Here is an 18,225-nt window from a genome sequence, read left to right as displayed (position 1 = left end):
GGTGCTCGAGCGGTACTTTCGGGAGAAACGGAGCGTTCATGAAGACCATTCCAGGTTTGCCATCTCGGCAATATAGAACAAATGCGGCCACAGGGGATGAGCATCTGGCGACCGGCGGCGCAGATACCCGGACAGCATGGCGTTTTCATTGTATTTGCCCTGGCCGGCATGATCGCGGGTGCAATGCAGAAGGAGGATCGGCGTGGCCGAAGCAGTCAGGCGCCTCGGCCAGCAATTCGGCGCCCGGGGCGCCCCGTGTCCGGCTCAGACCAGGCCGTCGAACGGCACGATGTCCACCATGTCGCCCGCCGCGACGTTGCCCTGCTCGTCGTGCAGCACCACCATGCAGTTCGCTTCCGACATCGAACGCAGGATGCCCGAGCCCTGCGAGCCGGTGATGCGCACTTCCGGCTCGCCGTCTTCGCCGCGCGCCAGGATGCCGCGCTGGTACTCGGTGCGGCCGGGCTTCTTGCGGATTGCGCCGCCGGAGCGGGCGCGCAGCAGCGGCAGCGGGGCCTCGGCGCCCATCATGCGCAGCAGCGCGTCGCGCGCGAAGAAGTAGAACGACACCATCACCGCCACCGGGTTGCCCGGCAGCCCGAACAGGAAGGCGCTGCGGCCGTTCGAGGCGATGCGGCCGAAGGCCAGCGGCCGCCCGGGGCGCATGCCGATCTTCCAGAAGGTGACGTCGCCGAGCTTCGCCATGATCTGTTTGGTGTAGTCGGCCGCGCCCACCGACACCCCGCCCGAGGTGATGATGGCGTCGGCGTTCTCGCAGGCGCTGCGCAGCGCGTCTTCCAGCGCTTGCGGGTCGTCGCGCACCACGCCCATGTCGATGATGTCGCAGCCCAGGCGTTGCAGCATGCCGTAGATGGTGTAGCGGTTGCTGTCGTAGACGCAGCCCTGGTCGAGCGCCTCGCCCACCGAGCGCAGTTCGTCGCCGGTCGAGAAGAAGGCCACCCGCAGGCGCCGCTGCACCGCGACTTCTGCGATGCCGAGCGAGGCGACCAGGCCCAGGTCGGCGGCACGCACCACGCGTCCGGCCTGCAATGCCGGGCTGCCGGCCTTCAGGTCTTCGCCGGCGAAGCGGCGGTTGTCGCCCGGGCGGATCACGCCCGGCGGCAGATGGATGCTGTCGCCGTCCTGGGTGACGAATTCCTGCGGCACCACGCTGTCGCAGCCTTCGGGCATCACGCCGCCGGTCATGATGCGCACGCATTCCCCGGCCGCCGGGACCAGTCCCGAGGCCTTGCCGGCGTAGGTGGTGCCGATCACGCGCAGGGCCAGCGAGCCCTCGCCGCGCAGGTCGTCGCCGCGCAGCGCAAAGCCGTCCATCGCCGAGTTGTCGTGCGCGGGCACGTCGATCGGCGAGATCACATCACGCGCCAGCACCCGCCCCAGCGCCGAGCGCAGCGCCACCTTTTCCACCGCGTCTACCTTCTGCACGAACTCACGGATGATGCGCTGGGCGTCGCGCACAGGAAGCGCGTCGGGATCGTAGCCGGACAGGCAGCCGGTTACCTGCGCGAGGCTGGGCGGCAGCGTGTCGTCGAGCCCCTGCAGTTCATCGAGGGTGTTGATGTTGCGGAAAGCGTCGGCGTCCTCGAACACGACCTCGACCGCCTTCAGCTCCTTGTACCAGCCGTCCATGCGGCGCCCGCCCTCCGCCAGGTACTGCGCCAGCAGCGGCAGGCGGCTGGCCTTCACCAGGCAGAACACCGGATGCGCTTGCGGACGCATGCCCGGTTCCTGGGTGACGGCAAAGGCGAGGTCGGCGTCCTGGTCTTCGACGGCGGCGGCCAGGCGCGCGGCCAGGTCGGCCGGCAGAAAGGGCGAATCGCAGGGCACCGCCAGCAGCCAGGGCGTGACGCAGTGGCGCAGGCCGGCTTCCAGGCCCGCCAGCGGCCCGGCGAAGCCGGGCGTGTCGTCCTGCCAGACGGGGGCGGCCAGTTCCAGCCAGCGCTCGATGTTGCGGTTGGCATTGACCATGACCGAGCCGACCTGCGGCAGCAGGCGCTCGATCGCGTGCTGCGCCATCGGCTTGCCGCGGAAGGGCTGCAGGCCCTTGTCGACGTTGCCCATGCGCGAGCCACGGCCGCCCGCCAGGATGAGTCCCGTGATGCGTTTCTTGTCCATGTGCCTTCCTAGCCGCCGATGTACGACATTTCGACTTTCTTGCCGCGCGCGAGCCCGGAGCTGTCCACGCTGCGCGTTTCCGAATAGCGATCAAGGCGTCCGCGCCACAGCTGGGCGACGGCGCCCGAGATCTCGGCGTCGCTGCGCCCGGCGCGCAGCAGGGCGCGCAGGTCGTGGCCCCGGGTGGCGAACAGGCACGTGTAGAGCTTGCCCTCGGTGGACAGGCGCAGGCGGCTGCAGTCGTGGCAGAAGGCTTGCGTGACGCTGGAGATGAAGCCGACCTCGCCGCCGCCCTCGTCGAGATAGCGCCAGCGGGCGGCGGTCTCGCCGCTGTAGTTGGCGGCCACCGGCGCGATGGGAAGTTCGGCGCCGATCCGGCGCGCGAGTTCGGCGGACGGAATCACATCAACCATGTTCCAGCCGTTCGAAGCGCCCACGTCCATGTACTCGATGAAGCGCAGGATGAACGGCGACCCCTTGAAGTGGCGCGCCATCGGCAGGACCTGGTCTTCGTTGGTGCCGCGCTTGACCACCATGTTGACCTTGATCGGCCCCAGCCCGGCGGCGTGGGCGGCGTCGAGGCCGTGCAGCACGTCGGCCACGGCGAAATCGACGTCGTTCATGCGGCGGAACACGCTGTCGTCGAGCGCGTCGAGCGAGACCGTGACCCGGTCCAGGCCCGCGTCCTTCAGGGTCTGGGCCTTGCGCGCCAGCAGCGAACCGTTGGTGGTAAGCGTGAGGTCGAGCGGGCGCCCGCTCGGGGTCGGCAGGGCGCGCAGCATGCCCACCAGGCGCTCGAGATGCTTGCGCAGCAGCGGCTCGCCGCCGGTCAGGCGGATCTTCTCGACGCCATGGGCGATGAACAGGCGCGCCACGCGGGTGATCTCTTCGAAGGACAGCAGCTCGCCGTGCGGCAGGTAGGCGTAATCCTTGTCGAACACTTCCTTCGGCATGCAGTAGACGCAGCGGAAATTGCAGCGGTCGGTCACCGAGATGCGCAGGTCGTGCAGGGGCCGGCCGAGCGCGTCGGTGAGCAGGCCGGTGGGCGCCTGCGGCACCGCCGGCACCGGCATCCCGGGCGAGCGCAGGTCGGTAATCGGAATGATTTTGTCAGGCATGCCAATACGATAGCACGAGCCCCACCAGCGCACAGGCGGCGATCAGCTTGATCGGCCCCAGCTTGAACCTGAGCAGGGCGATGCTGGCCAGCAGGCCGATGGCGATCGCCGCCGGTTGCGGCTGGCCGCCGGCAAAGAACACGTGCCGGCCGAAGAACACCGCCAGGCTGGCCACCACGCCGACCACCGCGGCCGAGATCGCGGTCAGCGGCGCAGTCAGGCGGATGTTGCCGCGCCCGGACTCGACCAGCGGCGCGCCGGCCAGGATGAACACGAACGAAGGCAGGAAGGTGAACAGGCTTGCCACCAGCGCGCCGGCGATGCCCGCCAGCGGCAGTGCGCTTGGCCCGAACAGCGCATGGGTCCAGCCGCCGACGAAGCCCACGAAGGCGACGATCATGATCAGGGGGCCGGGCGTGGTTTCGCCCAGCGCCAGGCCGTCGATCATCTGGGTGGCGCCGAGCCAGCCGTACTGCGCGACCGCGCCCTGCACCACGTAGGGCAGCACCGCGTAGGCGCCGCCGAAGCTCATCAGGGCAGCCTTGGTGAAGAACCAGCCCATCCGGCTCAGGGTCGCGTCCACGCCGACCACGGCGGCCAGCGCCAGCCAGGCCGCCAGCGCCAGGCCGATGCCGGCCAGGGCAACTGTCACGAGGCGGCGCAGCGAGAAGCGGGCATGCGCCGGCGTGGGGCTGTCGTCGTCGATCAGGGCCGGCCCGTCGTGCTTGCGCTCGGCCGGGTGGGCGCCGCCGGGCTGGAAGCGCTGCGGCCAGACGCGGCCGCCGATGAGGCCGGCCAGCGCCGCCGCCAGCACGATCAGCGGAAACGGAATGCCGAGCAGCGCGATGGCGACAAAGGCCAGCGCGGCGATGGCGGCAAGATGCCCGTTGCGCAGGGTGCGCGTGCCGATGCGCCAGGCGGCCCCGATCACGATCGCCACCACCGCCGGCTTGATGCCGGCCATGACGCCGGCGATGGCTGCCAGGTGCCCCCAGGCCAGGTAGACCCAGGACAGGCCGATCAGCAAGAGCAGCGAGGGCAGGATGAACAGCAGCCCGGCCATGATGCCGCCGCGGGTGCGGTGCAGGAGCCAGCCGATGTAGACCGCCAGCTGGGTCGCCTCCGGCCCGGGCAGCAGCATGCAGTAGTTCAGGGCGTGCAGGAAGCGCTGTTCGGAAATCCAGCGGCGGCGCTCGACCAGTTCGGCGTGCATCAGGGCGATCTGGCCGGCGGGGCCGCCGAAGCTGATGAAGCCGAGCTTGAGCCAGTAGAGCAGGGCTTCGCGGAAGGTGACGGGCGATGGCATCTTGTTATGGTAACTCCGGGGACGGCGACCAAAGAAAAAGGGAAGCCATCAGGCTTCCCTTTCGCTTTTCACCCGAACAGCGGCGAAACGCTTACTGACGCGTATCGACCTGGATCAGCGGCTCGTCCACCGGCGCCTGCACCGGCTTGCGGGCACGGCCGACGCGCTGCGGCGGGTTGGCTTGGGCGGCGGCTTCCTGGGCGGCGCGCAGCTTTTCCGGGTCGGTCGACGCGAGCTGCAGGCCGGCCTGGGACAGCAGATCGTTCATGTCGATCGGCGCAGAAGGCGTCGGGGCTGCGGCCACCGGCGCCGGGGCTGCCTGCACAGGCGCCGGCGCTGCCGGAGCCGGAGCCGGAGTTGGAGCCGGCGCAGCAGGAGCAGCGGCTGGAGCAGCGGCGGCAGGAGCAGCGGCAGGAGCGGCAGCAGGAGCGGCAGCAGGCGCTTCGGCCACCGGTGCCGGGGCGGATTCCGCCGGCGCAGCCGGCGCCTTCCGCGCAGCCATCGATGCCGCGGTCGGGAATGCCCACGGACCACGTTCCACTGCGGCGGCCTGGGCCGGAGCAGCCTCGGCAACCGGAGCAGGAGCAGGAGCAGGAGCAGGAGCAGGAGCAGGAGCAGGAGCAGCGGCCGGCGCCGGGGCAGCAGCGGCAGCCTCGGCTTGCGCCTTGGCAGCCACCGATGCGGCGGTCGGGAACGGCCACGGGCCTTGCTGCGCCGCAACGGCAGCCTTCTTCGGCGACTTGGCCGCGGCAGCGACCTTGGCCGCTTCCTCGTCGGCTACCGGCGTAAAGGCCGGTGCGCCATCGATGCCTTCGGCCGAGTCGATGCCCTCGACCTGGTCACGGTCGCGGCGATTGCGGTTGCGGCCACCGCGGCGGCGGCGGCGGCGCGGCTCGTCGCCGCCTTCTGCGTCCAGCTCTTCGCCGTTCGCGCCCAGCGCGGCCACTTTCACCGCGTGGTCCAGCACGTCGCCGTGCGGGGTGCTGGTCGACAGGTCGCTTTCCTCGGCCGGGGCCGGGGCGGCCTGCAGCTTCAGCTCCTCGACCTTGGCTTCGACCGGCTGCTGGGCGGCGCGTTCGGTGCGCTCGCCACGCTCGCGCGGCTGGCGCGGTGCGCGTTCCTTGCGCTCGCCCGGCTCGCGCTCGGTGCGCGGGGCAGCGCTTGCGCCCTCGGCCTGCTCGCGCGGGGCACGCGGCTCGCGCGGCTCGCGTGGCTCACGCTTCTCGCGCGGCGGACGCGCCGGTTTGCCTTCGGCTTCCACCGGCTTGGCGCCGTCTTCAGGCTTGGCGTTCAGGTCGCGCTCGTCGCGCTCGCGGCCGCCCTTGGCGTTGCGGCCGTTGCGGGTACGCTGGCCGTTGCGGCCATTGCGCTCGCCGCGTTCGGCACTGGCTGGCGCAGCCGGCTTCTCGGCCACGCTCGGCGCCGGGGCAGGCGCCGGCGCAACCGGGTCGCCCATGAAGAAGCGCTTGATGCGGGCGAAGAAGCCCAGTTCGCTCGGGGCGGGCGCGGGCGGCGCGCTCGGGGCCGGCGCGGCCGGGGCGGCTGCCCTGGCCGGCTTGGCCGCTTCGCTGCGGTCCACCACCGGGGCCGGCTGGGCCGGGGTGATGGTCTTGACCACGGCTTCCTGGCGCGGCTTGGCTTCTTCTTTCTGGCGCTTGGCGAAGCCCATGTCGGTCTCGGCCGATTCCGCCATGGTGTAGCTGGCGGCGGCGTCTTCCAGGCGCGGGTCGTCGCCCTTGATGCGCTCGAGCTTGTAGTGCGGGGTGTCCAGATGCTTGTTCGGGATCAGGATCACGGTGATGCGGTGGCGGTTCTCGATCTTGAGCACTTCGCCGCGCTTCTCGTTGAGCAGGAAAGCGGCGACGTCCACCGGCACCTGCACGTGGATCGCGGCCGAGTTCTCTTTCATGGCCTCTTCCTGGATGATGCGCAGGACTTGCAGGGCCGAGGATTCGGTATCGCGGATGTGGCCGGTGCCCGAGCAGCGCGGGCAGGTCACGTGCGAGCCTTCCGACAGCGACGGACGCAGGCGCTGGCGCGACAGTTCCATCAGGCCGAAGCGCGAGATCTTGCCCATCTGGACGCGGGCGCGGTCATGGTGCAGCGCTTCCTTCAGGCGGCTTTCCACCTCGCGCTGGTTCTTGGCCACTTCCATGTCGATGAAGTCGATCACGATCAGGCCGCCCAGGTCGCGCAGGCGCAGCTGGCGCGCCACTTCGTCGGCGGCTTCGCAGTTGGTGTTGAAGGCGGTGGTCTCGATATCGGAGCCGCGCGTGGCGCGGGCCGAGTTGACGTCGATGGACACCAGGGCTTCGGTGTGGTCGATGACGATCGCGCCGCCCGACGGCAGCGGCACGGTGCGCGCGTAGGCGGTCTCGATCTGGTGTTCGATCTGGAAACGCGAGAACAGCGGCACGTCGTCGCTGTAGCGCTTGACGCGGTGCGCCATGTCCGGCATCACGTGCGACATGAACTGCTGGGCCTGGTCGAAGATCTCGTCGGTGTCGATCAGGACTTCGCCGATGTCCGGCTGGAAATAATCGCGGATCGCGCGGATGACGAGCGAGCTTTCCTGGTAGATCAGGAACGGTCCGGAGGCCGACTTGCCGGCGCCTTCAATCGCGCGCCACAGCTGCATCAGGTAGTTCAGGTCCCATTGCAGCTCTTCGACGTTGCGACCGATGCCGGCGGTGCGGGCGATCACCGACATGCCTTGCGGCAGGTCGAGCTTGTCCATGGTTTCGCGCAGTTCCTGGCGCTCTTCGCCTTCGACACGGCGCGACACGCCGCCGCCGCGCGGGTTGTTCGGCATCAGGACCAGGTAGCGGCCCGCCAGCGAAATGAAGGAGGTCAGGGCCGCGCCCTTGTTGCCGCGCTCCTCTTTCTCGACCTGGACCATGATTTCCTGGCCTTCCTTGAGGGCTTCCTTGATCGTGCAGTTACGCACGTCGACGCCATCGCGGAAATAGGAACGGGCAACTTCTTTGAAGGGGAGGAAGCCGTGGCGGTCTTCGCCGTAGCTGACGAAGCAGGCTTCGAGGGAGGGTTCGATGCGGGTGATGACACCTTTGTAGATATTCGACTTGCGTTGCTCGCGACCGGCGGTCTCGATGTCGATGTCGATCAGCTTCTGGCCATCGACAATCGCTACGCGCAGCTCTTCTTGCTGCGTAGCATTAAACAACATGCGTTTCATTTTTATTAACTCCGCGACCCGAAGGCCGTGTCATGCCGCGTTGGTAAGACGCGGCGAAAGTACAGGGAATGTACGCGGAGAAGGATGTTGGAGGGGAGAATACCCGGGACGGGGCAGGGCGATGCAAAAGCATCGCTGCCGCACGGGGCGCAGTGGTGCCGAACGTCATTGTCTACGCACGCCGCAACCAGCAGCTGGCCCGCCTGCCACCACGTTGGGGTGGGCACGGCGGGATCAGCGGGGCGGTGTGCAACAACGTGCCAGACCGTAGCCAGCGAACAACCGGGACTTCGATACCGGGGCGATCAATCAGCGACGATCAGCCGATTGACCAGCTCTCCCTTCTGAAGCCTTCGGGTGTGGCTTACCTCGGGTCGGGCGAAAACGACAAGCGTTATCGACACCATCAACCGGCGAGCCGCGAATGGTGCGGCTTGCCGGTACTTATCCATACAAATCCAAACAGTCCATCCTGCACTCAGCCACGCAACCCGATTGCAACTGCAGGTGCAACCCTGATTCGCGCCTGATATGTGCGTACACGTTTTTTTCCACCGATTTTGCTCATGGCGGGGCCGGTGGAGCGTGCCCCTGTGTAAAATATCGTTTTAATTCTTACACCAGCAGAGGTTTGACCGCCGCCTGTCGATTATATATTCAAAATGAAGGACTTAGAGAGAATTTCTGGGAAGACAATGAGAACAGTGGACCAGAACAAGGTTGTTCCCCCTTCATCGCAGCCCACAATCCAGGCGCAGTTCGTGACAATCACCGAGGAAGAAGCCGGCCAGCGCATCGATAACTATCTGTTGCGCGTCTGTAAGGGCGTCCCGAAAAGCCACATCTACCGCATCCTCCGTTCGGGAGAGGTCCGGGTCAACAAGGGCCGTATCGACCAGTTGTACCGCCTTGTCGAAGGCGACCTGGTGCGCATCCCGCCGATCCGCATCGCCGAGAAGGCCAGCAGCCAGGCCGCGCCGGGCGCTGAATTCGCCATCGTGTTCGAGGATACGCACCTGCTCGTCATCGACAAGCCGGCCGGGGTGGCCGTGCATGGCGGCTCGGGCGTGTCGTATGGCGTCATCGAACAGCTGCGCGCGGCGCGGCCGCAGGCCAAGTTCCTGGAACTGGTGCACCGCCTCGACCGCGAGACCTCCGGCCTGCTGCTCATCGCCAAGAAGCGTTCGGCGCTGACCAACCTGCACGACCAGATGCGCGAGGGCGTGACCGACAAGCGCTACCTCACCGCGGTGGCCGGCGACTGGACCAACAAGCGCCAGCATGTAAAGCTCCCTTTACATAAGTTCACGACGCCGGACGGCGAGCGGCGCGTGGTGGTGCAGGCCGGCGGCCAGGAAGCGCACACCGTGTTCAACCTGAAGCGCAAGTGGCAAGACTTTGCCCTGCTGGAAGCCGAGCTCAAGACTGGCCGCACACACCAGATCCGCGTGCACCTGGCCTCGAGTGGCTTTCCGATCCTGGGCGACGAGAAATACGGCGATTTTGCCCTGAACAAGCAGCTCCAGAAGGCCAACGACCGGCGCGGGGCGCTCAAGCGCATGTTCCTGCACGCCTACCAGATCACGTTCACCCACCCCGATACCGGCCAGCCGATGACCCTGCGCGCGCCCCTGCCGGCGGAGTGCGACCGATTCTTGGTAAGCTTGGGGCAGCCGATAGCATAAATGTAGGGTGGGCGGGTCTCCCGCCCACGCGTTCACATGACCCTTGCACAGCGATATTGCTGCAGTTCACATGCAGCTTGAACGCGTGGGCGGAGAATCCGCCCACCCTGCAAAGAGCGACAAGTTAACAAATTAATCAGGAACCGGTGGCAAAGCCACCAATCACAATGCCAAGAACTCAATTTGACCTGATCGTCTTCGACTGGGACGGCACGCTGATGGACAGTACGGCGGCGATCGTCCGCTGCATCCAGTCGGCGGCGCGCGACCTCGGGCTGCCGGTGCCGAGCGATGCCTCGGCCTCGCACGTGATCGGTCTCGGCCTGTCCGAGGCCATGCAAGCCGTGCTGCCCGATATCGACCCGGTGCTGTACCCGCGCATGGTCGAGCGCTACCGTTACCACTTCCTCACGAAAGACCACGAGCTGGTGCTGTTCAAGGGCGTGCGCGAGATGTTGAACGATCTTTCCCAGCAGGGTTACTTCCTGGCCGTGGCTACCGGCAAAAGCCGCGTGGGCCTGAACCGCGCCATGAACGCGGCCGGGCTGCTGTCGATGTTCGACGCCACCCGCTGCGCCGACGAAACCTTCTCCAAGCCGCATCCGGCCATGCTGCAGGAACTGACGCGCGAACTGGGCCAGACCCTGCGCCGCACCGTCATGATCGGCGATACCACCCACGACCTGATGATGGCGAACAATGCCGGCGCGGCAGGCATCGCGGTCGAGTTCGGCGCCCATCCGGTGCACCAGCTGCAGGCCTGCCGGCCGATCTTCTCGGCCCGCTCGATTCCCGAACTGCACGCGTGGTTGCTGGAGAACGCCTGAGCATGGCTGAGATGCCCGCGATGGCTGAGGAGCGCGGCCTGTTCGTCTGCGAAGCGTCCGTCTTGCTCGACGCCGGCAAGGGCGTGCGCTTCCCCGTCATTGCTTTTGGGCACCCTGGGACCGGCTTTGTGGTACGGTATGACGGTAAACCATTTGCCTACCTGAACCGTTGTGCACATGTGCCGATCGAACTCGACTGGTCGCAGGGCGATTTTTTCGAGTCGAGCGGCCTGTACCTGATGTGCGCGACCCACGGCGCGGTGTACGAGCCGGATACCGGCAAGTGCGCCGGCGGCCCGTGCCGTGGCGGTCGGCTGCGGCCGATCGCCGTGGCCGAGCGGGATGGCGCCATCTGGTGGCAACCCGACGAGCTGGTGCGGGCGCCGCAGTCCGGGCATCCGGCGGCGCCGGCAAGCAACGGACAGGCATCTGAGTAACTGAGCAATCGAGCAATCGAGCAACCGAGCAAAGAGCGCAAGCAAGCGAATGAGCGACCACACGAGTCACGACCACGATCCGTCCAGCCAGGCCGACAAGCGGCTCGCCTCCGACCCGACGGTCGGCAACTGGGAACGCGCAACACTCGAAAAACTGGTGTTTGCCACCGTGCAGGAACGGCGCGCGGCGCGGCGCTGGGGCATCTTCTTCAAGCTGAGCTTCCTGCTGGTGGCGGTCCTGGCCCTGCTGACCTATTACGACTCCACCTTCGGCCTCGGCGGGGACGAAAACCTGGGCCGCCACACGGCGCTCATCGAAATCAATGGCGAGATCGACGCCGAAGGCAGCGGCGCGGCCGACACCGTGATCCCGTCGCTGAACAAGGCTTTCTCCGACGCCGGCTCGGCCGCGGTGGTGCTGCGCATCGACAGCCCCGGCGGCAGCCCGGTGCAGGCCGGCATCATCGTCGACGAGATCCGGCGCCTCAAGCGCGGCTATCCCGACAAGCCCCTGTATGTGGTGGTGGACGAGATCTGCGCCTCGGCCGGCTACTACGTCGCCTCGTCGGCCGATCGCATCTATGTCAACAAGGCCTCGATGGTCGGCTCGGTTGGCGTGCTGATGGACAGCTTCGGTTTCGTCGGCCTGATGGACAAGCTCGGCATCGAGCGCCGGCTCCTGACCGCCGGCCAGAACAAGGGCTTCCTCGACCCGTTCAGCCCGCAATCGGAGCGGCACCGGGAGCGCGCCCAGGCCATGCTCGACGAGATCCACCAGCAATTCATCGCCGTGGTGCGTGCCGGGCGCGGCAAGCGCCTGAAGGAAACGCCCGAGATCTTCTCCGGCCTGTACTGGACCGGCGCCAAGGCGGTGGAGATGGGCCTGGCCGATGGTTTCGGCACGGTGGACACGGTCGCGCGCGACATCGTCAAGGCCGAGGACATCGTCGACTACACCGCCCACGAAGGCCTGCCGGAACGCGTCCTGAAGAGATTCGGCGCCGCGGTCGGCAACGGCGCGGTCAGTGCCGCCTACAAGGGAGCTGTGCCGCAGCTTCGATGACATTTTGCTTGCATCTTGCGGAACATGTTCTATATTAAGGGTGTGCGGCTCGAGGGCAGGCCGGTCACGACACACACTCAGTCATGACCGACCCGGTCGAGAGGCGCTCCCCAACCGCACCGAGCGTGCGGCTTCGAGAGAATTCAATTCCTCACAGTGGTGTTCCTTCTCAGGAAGTGAAAGCGACGGCTCCGGCCGTCGTTTTCACTTCCCGGGCCGGTCAGATGCAGGTGCCGATGTGCTCCGCATCGCCATCGGCCGCCGGCCGGCAAGCGTCCATTGCCGCGGCCGGCGCCGTGTCTTCGTACTGGCAGAAACCGCCGCGGTCGAGCCAGGCCTGGAAATCGCGCCGGGCAGCGGCATACCAGGCGGCGCGCAGGGCCGGCGCACCGTGATGCAGGTGGGGAATGTGCCCACCGTATTGCCAGCGCGAGAGCGCGAGCCGGGTCGGGAAGCAGGCAGCCTGGGTTCTGGCGATCTGGCGTCGCTCGGCAGGGTCAACTGCGAGTTGAAGCGGGCCTGCGGTCGGTTGGGTGTCGATGTGCACAATCTTGTCCTATTGGTGTGGGCGAGGATGTTTTGCTTTAGATACTCCTCTAGGTGTTAGGCGGATTCCTAACGCGTTGAAGTCTATCAATAGGAAAGTTCCTAAGCTTGACGCGCGTCAAATGTGCAGATGCATCCGAGATTTGTCGGAAAGATTTACCCCGAGGCTGGGGTGTGACTGAAAGTTAGGGGGTAGGAATCCGCTGAAGGGATGCTTTGTCGGGTCTGCCCCTTCTGTTAAAGTGGCGCCCCATGAGCAAACTATCCCTGGACCGCATCCTGCAATCGCAGGGATTCGGCACCCGCAAATACTGCCGCGCGCTGATCGAGGACGGCGACGTGCTCGTCAACGGCGCGGTCGAAGATAACTACAAGGCCAGCTTCGATACCGACAATCTCGTGCTGACGGTGTTCGACGAGGAATGGCGCTACCGCGAGCGGGTCTATCTGGCGCTGTACAAGCCGGCCGACTACGAATGCTCGCGCAAGCCGAGCCATCACCCCGGCGTGCTGACCCTGCTGCCCGAGCAGTTCGGCTGGCGCGACGTGCAGCCGGTCGGCCGGCTCGACCACGACACCACCGGCTTGCTGCTGATGTCGGACGACGGTCCCTTCATCCACGCCCAGTCCTCGCCCAAGCGCCATGTGCCCAAGGTCTACCAGGCCACCACCGCCGAGGCGGTGACCGAAGCCCTGGTCGAGCAGATGCTGTCGGGCGTGCAGCTGCACGACGAACCGGCGCCCTTGAAAGCGGTGTCCTGCGTGCAGCGCGGCGAACACCTGCTCGAGATCGTACTGGAGCAGGGCAAATACCACCAGGTCAAGCGCATGCTGGCCGCTGCCGGCAACCATTGCAGCGCGCTGCACCGCTCCCAGATTGGCGGCCTGACGCTGGAATCGCTCGGCCTGAACGAGGGCGAGTGGTGCTTCCTGGAGCAGGAACAGCGCGATTTGCTGGTTCCCTGAGGGCGGTCGGCGCCACCGAGCGCCCGACGATATTGCGCCGCATCAAACGGTGCGACATCTTTCAGGTTTTTCCGCGACACTGCCGGTATTTACCCGCCGTGCCATGCGTCCTTGTGTCCATGGCACGGCGGCCGCATAGCCGTTTCCGAAAATTTCCCATGTACTTGAAGAAGATCCCCGCAGCACTCCTGCCTTTCCTGATTGCCGTCCCAGCCGTCGCCCAGCAACTCCCGCAGCAGCTTGCCGATTGCGCCCGAATCGCCGATACCAACGGACGTCTCGGCTGTTTCGACCGCCTCGCGGCCGCGTCCGCCCTGCCTGCGGCCACGAACGATGTGGCCGCCGCCGCCGCCGCCGACGCCACGATCGCCGAGCCACGCACCGCCTCGGTCGATCCGGTCGCCGAGGCCGACGAATACACCATGGACGCCCACTGGGAGCTGGACCAGAAGCACCGCCGCGGCGTCTTCCAGTTCCGTCCGCACCAGCCGAACTACCTGATCGCGGCCCGCAGCTACCGTCCCAACGAGGCGCCCTACGAGCCTTTCCGCGCCGCCGATTTCACGGGCAAGCTGTCGCACGCCGAGTTGCAATACCAGCTCGGCTTCAAGATGAAAATGGTCGAGACCGCCTTCGAGCTGCCGGTCGACCTGTGGTTCGGCTATACCCAGAACAGCTTCTGGCAAGCAGGTAACCGCGAAGCCTCCAGTCCTTTCCGCGAAACCAACTACCGGCCGGAGCTGATGCTGGTGACGCCGCTGAACTTCGATGTGCTGGGCACCAAACTGAAGTACCTGAACCTGGGCATGGCGCACCAGTCGAACGGCCAGGCCTCGACCCTGTCGCGCAGCTGGAACCGGGTGTACGCCCAGGTGGGCCTCGAACGCGGCCCCCTCTCGGTGACGGCGCGCGTGTGGAAGCGCCTCAATGAGCCGCTCGAGGACGACAACAATCCCGACATTGTCGATTTCATGGGACGCGGGGAACTGTCCGGCAGCTACCGGATGGACGGCCACGAGTTCTCGGCCGTGCTGCGCCATAACTTTTCCACCCACAAGGGCGCCACCCAGCTCGGCTGGGCCTTCCCGTTCGCCGGACCGCTCAAGGGCTACGTGCAGGTGTTCTCCGGCTATGGCCAGAGCCTGATCGACTACAACTACTTCCAGCGCAGCGTCGGCGCCGGCGTGGTGGTCCGGTACTGAGCGGCGCGGAGCAGGGCTACAATAGCGGGTTGACAACACGAACCCGCACCCGCACTCCATGAAACTCGCCACGCTCAACGACGGCACCCGCGACGGCCAGCTGCTGGTCGTGTCGCGCGACCTGAAGACCGCCCACGTCGCCGACGGTATCGCGCCCACGCTGCAGGCCGCGCTCGACGACTGGGCCTTCATTGCGCCCCAGCTGCTCGAGCTGTCCCGCTTGCTCAACGAAGGAAGGGCGGAGGGCCAGGCGCGCCGTCCCTTCGATTTCGACCCGGCCAGGTGCATGGCGCCGCTGCCGCGGGCCTACCAGTGGGCCGTCGGCTCGGCCTACCTCAATCACGTCGAACTGGCGCACAAGGCGCGCAAGGCCGGGATGCCGGCCTCGTTCCGCGAAGACCCGCTAATGCACCAGGGCGGCAGCGACGACCTGTCGGGGCCGATGGACGACATCGTGCTGGCGCACGAGGAGTGGGGCATCGATTTCGAGGCCGGGGTGGCGGTGCTGACCGGCGACGTGCCGATGGGCGCCACGCCAGATGCCGCCCACGGCCAGATTCGCCTCGTGATGCTGGCCAACGACGTTTCGCTGCGCAATCTGATCCCGGACGAGCTGGCCAAGGGCTTCGGCTTCCTGCAGTCGAAGCCGGCCACGGGTTTTTCGCCGGTGGCGGTGACGCCGGACGAACTGGGCGAGGCCTGGCGCGACGGCAAGCTGCACCATCCGCTGCGCTCGAGCTGGAACGGCCGCCTGGTGGGGCAGCCGGACGCCGGCGTGGACATGGCGTTCAACTTCCCGCAGCTGATCGCGCACCTGTGCAAGAGCCGCAGGGTGCGCGCCGGCAGCATCGTCGGCTCGGGCGCGGTGTCGAACAAGGCCGGCCGGGAAGGGCATGCCTCGCGCGGTTACTCGTGCATCGCCGAGCAGCGCTGCGGCGAGACCATCGAGTTCGGCGAGCCGGTCACCCCCTTCATGCGCTTCGGCGACAGCATCCGCATCGAGATGCTGGACGAGAAGGGCAAGTCGATCTTCGGGGCCATCGAGCAGACGGTGAAAAAGCTGGAGCGTGCGTAGGGTGGTCCGGGCCACGAAAGGCGGCTTCGCCGACCGCGCGTGCAGGTACGAAATGCATTGCCACAAGGCTTGCGTCAGTTGAACGCGCGGTCGGCAGAGCCGACCACCCTACGGTCCGGACCAGAACGCATCCGGCGCGCCGCTCCCACGCAAATCCACCTCGACCGGCCGGCTGATCCGCCGCAGCACATCGGCCGCCAGCAGGCGTCCGTCCGGCTCGTGCAGGCGGTACCACAGGAAGGCCACGCCCGACAGGCGCAGGTGCTGGCCGGTGAACAGGTTTTCCTTCACGATGCTCATGCCTTCCAGGCGCAGGTCGACGTCCAGCACCAGGCTGCCCGCGGTACGTTCGCTGTAGCCGAGGTAGCGCGCCGCATTGAACAGCGGACTCCGGTCGCTGGCCTCGCCGGCCTTGAGCGAATCGACGAAGGCATCGACCACCTTCAGTTGCGCCAGCGCCGCCTGGGCCACGGCCGCCATCTCCTTCTTCTGCTCGCCCTTGGCCGCGTCTTCCAGCACCTGCAGTTCGGCGATGCGCTGGGCGTAGTCGGCGCGGTGGGCGGCCAGGGCCTTGAGGCGCCCCAGCAGTTTCTCGTAGCGCGCCCAGTCGAGTTCGCCCAGGTAGCCGGCCCCCAGGCCGCTGATGCGCTCGGGGCAGGCCTGGGCCAGGGCGCTGGCGAACAGGCTGCGCGCACCCTCGCCGTAACCGACGCCCGTCACCGTGACATTGCTGCGCAGCAGGGCGGCGAGGTCGGCGCCGGCGCGCACCGTCGCCGGCACCACCGCCAGCACGGCCAGCGGCAGCGCGGCGGCGCCAGTGCCGGGCGGGCGCTGGGTGTCGAGGTAGCGCTGCAAGGCCTTGTTGCGGTCGGCCATGTCGCCGGAGAGGCGGGCGAGGGCGCTGTCTACCGTGCGCGCCGCCACCATGCCCTGGGCCGTGGCCGGATCGTAGAGGGCGGCGACGCGACCGTCCGGCAGGCGTGCGCAGAGCGTGGCGGCGAGCTCGCGCGCCAGGTCGAAGGCGCGCACCAGCCCGGCGGCGCCGAACTGGCGGCTATCGATGCTGCCGGATAAGGGCTTGGACTGCGCCGGCGGCAGCCGCGCCAGCAGTTCGGCGCGCTCGGCCTCGGCCACGGCCTGGCGCGCCTCGGCCTCGAGCTGGCGGGCGCGCAATTCGGCCAACTCGGTGGACTGGCCGTGCGCCGGCATGGCCGCCAGGGCAAGCAATGCAAGCAGGGACAAGTGGAAGACGACACATGCGGCGCGGTACCGGGTGAAAACCATCGGGGCTCCCGAACGGAAAAGTTATTCAGTGAGAATAATTGCCGCTAATAAAGGTGTAACGAATTGTCGGGAATAGTAGGAGAAGTTTCAAGGCGGTTGATTGTGAGATATCAAGATCCTTAGAATTGCGCGATTCTTCTCGAAGGATCAAGGGCTTGCGATGGCCGGTGGCGAAACACTCTGTAACATGATTGCCGGTTCGTTAAGAGGACATGCGCTAGAATTGCCGGGTTAACAAAGTGGTTCTATGAGTATTAATAATCTGCCATTCGCCGGCCTCGAGCTTGGTTTTGCCGTGTCGCTTGCCTGTTCGCTGCTGCTCGTCCTGACGACGCGCTGGCACGGGCGCTTTTCGCTCGACGCGACGCACGGCGTACAAAAATTCCATATCACCCCGACGCCTCGCATCGGCGGCGCCGCCATCATGCTCGGCCTCTGGCTGTCGCTCGGCGTGCTGTCCGAGAGCCAGCAGGAACTGCTGCTGCCGGTGCTGGTGTCCGCCATGCCGGCCTTCGTCTTCGGCCTGGCGGAAGACCTGACCCGCAACGTCTCGGTACGCGCGCGCCTGTTCGCCACCGTGGCCAGCGGCATCTGCTGCTGGGGCCTGACCGGCGTCACCCTGCTGCACATCGGTGTCCAGCCGCTCGACATGCTGCTGACCTGGCTGCCCGCGTCGGTCCTGTTCACCGCCTTCGCGGTGGGCGGGGTGGCCAATGCGGTGAATATCATCGACGGTTTCAACGGCCTCGCCAGCGGCACCGTGCTGATCGGCATGGCCGCGCTCGGCCTCATCGCCCAGGACGCCGGCGACCCCGCCCTGGCGCAGCTGTGCTTCCTGGTGTGCGCGGTCACCGCCGGTTTCTTCGTCGTCAATTTCCCGTTCGGCAAACTGTTCCTGGGCGACGGCGGCGCCTACCTGCTCGGCTTCCTGCTGGCCTGGATGTCGGTAATGCTGGTCTATCGCAATCCGCTGATCTCGCCCTGGGCGCCGCTGCTGGCCTGCGGCTACCCGGTCTTCGAGACCGTGTTCACCATCCTGCGCCGCCTGTGGTGCCGCCGCCATCCGGGCCACCCGGACAGCTGGCACCTGCACAGCCTGGTCAAGACCGCCATCGCGGCGCACTACTTCCGCGCCTTGCCGGCCGCGCTGCGCAATGCCTGCGTGTCGCCGTTCTCGTGGGCGGTGGCGCTGGTGCCGGCATTGACCGCGGTGCGCTTCGCCGCCGTGCCCGAGGCCCTGCTGCAGGGCGTGCTGGCGAGCTTCCTGCTGTACCTGTCGGTGTACGCGCTGGTGATGGCGGCGTGGTTTGCGCGGCGCCGCTCCGGGCGCCCCGCGTCGGTGCCCGACGTCGTCCTCGAGTAGGCGCCCGCGCCTGCACCAGCC

At 67.1% G+C, this 18,225-nt stretch carries 14 protein-coding genes; 8 read left to right on the top strand and 6 right to left on the bottom strand.

Annotated elements, in window-relative coordinates:
• Positions 1-264: 264 nt before the first annotated feature.
• The 4 genes from mobA to IM543_19155 all read right to left on the bottom strand — a co-directional run bounded on the left by mobA (position 265) and on the right by IM543_19155 (position 7,756).
• Positions 265-2,136, bottom strand: a complete 1,872-nt coding sequence (mobA, locus tag IM543_19170; protein QOY93643.1) for a molybdenum cofactor guanylyltransferase MobA — start codon at positions 2,134-2,136, stop codon at positions 265-267.
• Between the two features lie 8 nt (positions 2,137-2,144).
• A complete protein-coding gene (gene moaA / locus IM543_19165; protein QOY93642.1) occupies positions 2,145-3,254 on the bottom strand; it encodes a GTP 3',8-cyclase MoaA in 1,110 nt (369 codons plus the stop codon).
• Positions 3,247-4,560, bottom strand: coding sequence for a chromate efflux transporter (gene chrA, locus IM543_19160; protein QOY93641.1), 1,314 nt, complete (start codon positions 4,558-4,560; stop codon positions 3,247-3,249). Before chrA ends, moaA begins: the two co-directional genes overlap by 8 nt.
• A 91-nt stretch (positions 4,561-4,651) precedes the next feature.
• A complete protein-coding gene (locus IM543_19155; GenBank protein ID QOY93640.1) occupies positions 4,652-7,756 on the bottom strand; it encodes an Rne/Rng family ribonuclease in 3,105 nt (1,034 codons plus the stop codon).
• A gap of 695 nt (positions 7,757-8,451) precedes the next feature.
• On the opposite strand from IM543_19155, the gene IM543_19150 reads away from it, so the two are divergent.
• From IM543_19150 to IM543_19135, 4 genes are all read left to right on the top strand, one after another.
• Complete coding sequence (locus IM543_19150) at positions 8,452-9,441, top strand: RluA family pseudouridine synthase (GenBank protein QOY93639.1); 990 nt, start codon at positions 8,452-8,454, stop codon at positions 9,439-9,441.
• A gap of 167 nt (positions 9,442-9,608) precedes the next feature.
• Positions 9,609-10,268 (top strand): HAD-IIIA family hydrolase, encoded by a 660-nt coding sequence (locus tag IM543_19145; GenBank protein ID QOY93638.1) that lies wholly within the window; start codon positions 9,609-9,611, stop codon positions 10,266-10,268.
• A 20-nt stretch (positions 10,269-10,288) separates the two neighbouring features.
• Positions 10,289-10,705: a Rieske 2Fe-2S domain-containing protein gene (locus IM543_19140; GenBank protein ID QOY96764.1), complete on the top strand. Its 417-nt coding sequence runs from the start codon at positions 10,289-10,291 to the stop codon at positions 10,703-10,705.
• A gap of 49 nt (positions 10,706-10,754) precedes the next feature.
• Positions 10,755-11,768 carry a S49 family peptidase gene (locus tag IM543_19135; GenBank protein ID QOY93637.1) on the top strand — a complete coding sequence of 338 codons (1,014 nt, stop codon included), beginning with the start codon at positions 10,755-10,757 and terminating at the stop codon, positions 11,766-11,768.
• A gap of 220 nt (positions 11,769-11,988) precedes the next feature.
• On the opposite strand, the gene IM543_19130 is transcribed toward IM543_19135, so the two are convergent.
• Complete coding sequence (locus IM543_19130; protein QOY93636.1) at positions 11,989-12,315, bottom strand: hypothetical protein; 327 nt, start codon at positions 12,313-12,315, stop codon at positions 11,989-11,991.
• 251 nt (positions 12,316-12,566) lie between these two features.
• On the opposite strand from IM543_19130, the gene IM543_19125 reads away from it, so the two are divergent.
• The 3 genes from IM543_19125 (at position 12,567) to IM543_19115 (ending at position 15,557) form a co-directional block, all read left to right on the top strand.
• Positions 12,567-13,280 (top strand): 16S rRNA pseudouridine(516) synthase, encoded by a 714-nt coding sequence (locus IM543_19125; GenBank protein QOY93635.1) that lies wholly within the window; start codon positions 12,567-12,569, stop codon positions 13,278-13,280.
• Positions 13,281-13,438: 158 nt separating this feature from the next.
• Positions 13,439-14,482, top strand: coding sequence for a phospholipase A (locus tag IM543_19120; protein ID QOY93634.1), 1,044 nt, complete (start codon positions 13,439-13,441; stop codon positions 14,480-14,482).
• A gap of 58 nt (positions 14,483-14,540) precedes the next feature.
• Positions 14,541-15,557, top strand: coding sequence for a fumarylacetoacetate hydrolase family protein (locus tag IM543_19115; GenBank protein QOY93633.1), 1,017 nt, complete (start codon positions 14,541-14,543; stop codon positions 15,555-15,557).
• Between the two features lie 108 nt (positions 15,558-15,665).
• On the opposite strand, the gene IM543_19110 is transcribed toward IM543_19115, so the two are convergent.
• Positions 15,666-16,766, bottom strand: coding sequence for a hypothetical protein (locus IM543_19110; protein QOY96763.1), 1,101 nt, complete (start codon positions 16,764-16,766; stop codon positions 15,666-15,668).
• A 322-nt stretch (positions 16,767-17,088) separates the two neighbouring features.
• Here IM543_19110 and IM543_19105 point away from each other — a divergent pair, with 322 nt between their 5' ends.
• Positions 17,089-18,204: a glycosyltransferase family 4 protein gene (locus IM543_19105; GenBank protein ID QOY93632.1), complete on the top strand. Its 1,116-nt coding sequence runs from the start codon at positions 17,089-17,091 to the stop codon at positions 18,202-18,204.
• Positions 18,205-18,225: the final 21 nt, after the last annotated feature.

The sequence above is a fragment of the Massilia sp. UMI-21 genome (assembly GCA_015277795.1).
Classification (GTDB): domain Bacteria; phylum Pseudomonadota; class Gammaproteobacteria; order Burkholderiales; family Burkholderiaceae_D; genus Telluria.
Note: the sequence above shows the minus strand (reverse complement) of the source record. Positions and strands in the feature narration are given on the sequence as shown.